2 protein-coding genes are annotated in these 2,260 nt (G+C 55.4%); both read left to right on the forward strand.

What is annotated here, in order from left to right; genetic code table 11:
* Positions 1–258 precede the first annotated feature (258 nt).
* Complete coding sequence (locus VGM55_RS03570; protein WP_331634599.1) at positions 259–750, forward strand: DUF1441 family protein; 492 nt, start codon at positions 259–261, stop codon at positions 748–750.
* The coding region (locus tag VGM55_RS03575) for a phage terminase large subunit family protein (RefSeq protein WP_331634600.1) at positions 750–2,260 on the forward strand (1,511 nt) is incomplete at its 3' end. The genes VGM55_RS03570 and VGM55_RS03575, both read left to right, overlap by 1 nt.

The raw sequence follows: 2,260 nt of genomic DNA on the forward strand, positions 1-2,260 counted from the left end.
GTTCACCCCAGCAATGACGGCCACGTTTACCGTGGTGTGCAGATGGCGATGCGTATTGCACCATTCCTGTGATCCTCCCTCTCATCTGAAAAGGTACTCCTGGCGGGTCTGAACACCGGGGGGGCGAAGACACGCGGAAAAAGCCAAATTTTTGCATTTTTATTGACCATCACCACCACTTCAATTATCTGATTTCTGTGAATAAAAATTTTCACAGTGTCGATTTTGTTTGTTTTTTGTTCATCACTGAGGTGTTTAATGGATCAGGAGTTAAAGAGTCAGCTGCTGAACGTCAGCCAGCTGGCCGCGCTTTCCGGTGCCCATCGTCAGACGGTGGCCGCCAGACTGAAAAATGTCAGTACATCAGGTGGTCATGACAGCAATCTGAAATTGTATCTGCTGACCGATGTGCTTGCGGAGTTAATGAAATTGCCACCGCCCGTTGCTGAAGGCGAAATGGAGCCGCAGGACCGAAAGGCCTGGTATCAGTCCGAACGCGAGCGTCTGAAGTTCGAACAGGAGGTGGGTGAGTTAATCCCTGCGTCTGACGTGGCACGCGAATTCGCGGAAATGGCAAAAGCGATGGTGCAGGTGCTGGAGACGTTGCCGGATATTCTGGAGCGCGATTGTGCGTTGGCCCCGGGTGCTGTTGTTCGCGTTCAGTCTGTCATTGATGATTTGCGTGATGAAATCGCCCGGCGTGTGATGAGCGACGATAAAGCAGAGGAGGAAATCCCGGAGGAGGACTAATGTCAGCACGGGCAACTGCGCTTTCATTGAAACAGGATACCGGCCAGCTGATAAAAGCCCCCCGGAGAATGCCGGTTGCTGAAGCTGTAGCGAAATATATGCGCGTGCCAACATCTGGCGGAAACTCGGTGGCGTGGGATCCGGTGGTGGCTCCCTATGTTCTGGAGCCGATGAACTGTCTGGCATCTCGTGAATACGATGCTGTCATATTTGTAGGCCCGGCGCGAACAGGTAAAACTAACGGCCTGATTGATGGCTGGGTTGTCTACAACATTGTCTGCGATCCGTCGGATATGTTGCTTGTCCAGATGACGCAGGATAAAGCTCAGGAGCATTCTAAAAAGCGTCTGGCCCGAACATTCCGTTGTAGTCCTGAAGTCAGAAAAAGCCTTAGCCCAAGACGCAACGACAACAACGTTCACGATAAATATTTTCTGTCGGGTAGCTTCCTGAAAATTGGCTGGCCGTCCATCAACGTCATGTCATCGTCAGATTTTAAGTGTGTAGCTCTGACCGATTATGATCGTTTTCCGGAGGACATCGATGGCGAGGGGGATGGTTTCTCTCTGGCTTCAAAACGCACCACCACATATATGTCCGCCGGGATGACGCTGGTGGAGAGCTCCCCGGGGCGGGATATCCGCGACAGCAAATGGCGGCGTAAGTCGCCCCACGAAGCACCGCCGACCACCGGTATCCTTTCACTGTATAACCGTGGTGACCGTCGTCGCTGGTACTGGCCCTGTCCGCACTGCGGGGAATATTTTCAGCCAGAGATGTCGGCCATGACCGGCTACCGGGAAGATCCGGACCCGGTAAAAGCCAGTGAATCCGCTTACCTGCAGTGCCCACATTGCAACGGTGTGATAACGGCCGACAGGAAGCGCGAGCTGAACAGGCGCGGTGTCTGGCTTCGTGAGGGAGAGCAGACTGACCGTGACGGTAAACGGTCAGGTGAACCCCGCCGCTCCCGCATTGCTTCATTCTGGATGGAAGGACCTGCGGCCGCTTACCAGACCTGGGCGCAGCTGGTTTATAAGCTGCTGACGGCCGAGCAGGAGTACGAAGCGACCGGCAGCGAAGAAACCCTGAAGGCAGTTATCAACACCGACTGGGGCTTGCCTTACCTGCCACGTGCGGCCACGGAGCAACGCCGGGCTGATGTGCTGATGCAGCGGGCAGAGGATTTCGGTAAACGTCTGGTCCCGCCAAAAGTGCGTTTCCTGCTGGCGGCCGTGGATGTTCAGGGGGGCAAAAAGCGCCGTTTTGTCGTGCAGGTTATCGGCTACGGCGAAAACGGCGAACGCTGGCTCATTGACCGCTACAACATCCGCCAGTCCCTGCGTTGTAATGACCATGGCGAGGCTGAGCCTGTTCACCCCGGCGCCTATCCGGAGGACTGGCAACTGCTGGTCTCCGATGTGCTGGAAAAAACCTATGCGCTTCAGTCTGATCCTGCGCGCCGTATGCCGGTGCTGGCGATGGCCGTGGACAGCGGTGGCGAAGAAGG

The organism is Cedecea sp. (genome assembly GCF_036500665.1).
GTDB lineage: Bacteria > Pseudomonadota > Gammaproteobacteria > Enterobacterales > Enterobacteriaceae > Cedecea.

Coding starts and splice junctions, on each gene's coding strand:
- VGM55_RS03570 (WP_331634599.1), top strand. CDS start 259: ATGGATCAGGAGTTAAAGAGTCAGCTGCTGAACGTCAGCCAGCTGGCC.